6 tRNA genes are annotated in these 602 nt (G+C 50.8%); all 6 read right to left on the bottom strand.

Features of this window, described 5'->3' with window-relative positions:
- Positions 1-73: 73 nt before the first annotated feature.
- The 6 genes from DWX74_RS10945 to DWX74_RS10920 all read right to left on the bottom strand — a co-directional run bounded on the left by DWX74_RS10945 (position 74) and on the right by DWX74_RS10920 (position 578).
- Positions 74-147 (bottom strand) — tRNA-Met (locus DWX74_RS10945).
- A gap of 8 nt (positions 148-155) precedes the next feature.
- A tRNA-Phe gene (locus tag DWX74_RS10940) sits at positions 156-231 on the bottom strand.
- Positions 232-240: 9 nt separating this feature from the next.
- A tRNA-Ile gene (locus tag DWX74_RS10935) sits at positions 241-314 on the bottom strand.
- Between the two features lie 5 nt (positions 315-319).
- Positions 320-396 (bottom strand) — tRNA-Pro (locus DWX74_RS10930).
- 11 nt (positions 397-407) lie between these two features.
- Positions 408-483: transfer RNA gene (locus tag DWX74_RS10925), tRNA-Trp, on the bottom strand.
- A gap of 21 nt (positions 484-504) precedes the next feature.
- Positions 505-578: transfer RNA gene (locus tag DWX74_RS10920), tRNA-Ile, on the bottom strand.
- Between the last annotated feature and the right edge of the window lie 24 nt (positions 579-602).

The raw sequence follows: 602 nt of genomic DNA, 5'->3' as shown, positions 1-602 counted from the left end.
CGAACTATTTGTTCGAACTAAATATATCTGCTGTTCAGTTTTCAAAGTTCATTATAATTATAATATAGCTCAGTAGCGGTAACAGGAGTCGAACCTGTGACCTTTCGGGTATGAACCGAACGCTCTAGCCAACTAAGCTATACCGCCATGTTCTATGGTGCCCAGAGGCGGAATCGAACCACCGACACGGGGATTTTCAGTCCCCTGCTCTACCGACTGAGCTATCTAGGCATAAATGAGTGGGCCTAGCTGGACTCGAACCAGCGACCTCACGCTTATCAGGCGTGCGCTCTAACCACCTGAGCTATAGGCCCATAAATGGTCGAGGTGAAGGGACTCGAACCCCCGGCCCCATGGTCCCAAACCACGTGCGCTACCAAACTGCGCTACACCTCGATGTAATTGTATGGCAGGGGTAGAGGGACTCGAACCCCCGGCGCACGGTTTTGGAGACCGACGCTCTACCAACTGAGCTATACCCCTATATTTTTAGAAAAAAAAAGATGGACCATCAGGGACTCGAACCCCAGACCTACCGGTTATGAGCCGGGCGCTCTAACCAACTGAGCTAATGGTCCATAAAATTGGTCGAGGTGAAGGGA

Source organism: Peptoclostridium sp. AF21-18, assembly GCF_003478825.1.
GTDB lineage: Bacteria > Bacillota > Clostridia > Peptostreptococcales > Peptostreptococcaceae > Peptacetobacter.
This window is presented reverse-complemented; position numbering and strand designations above follow the sequence as displayed.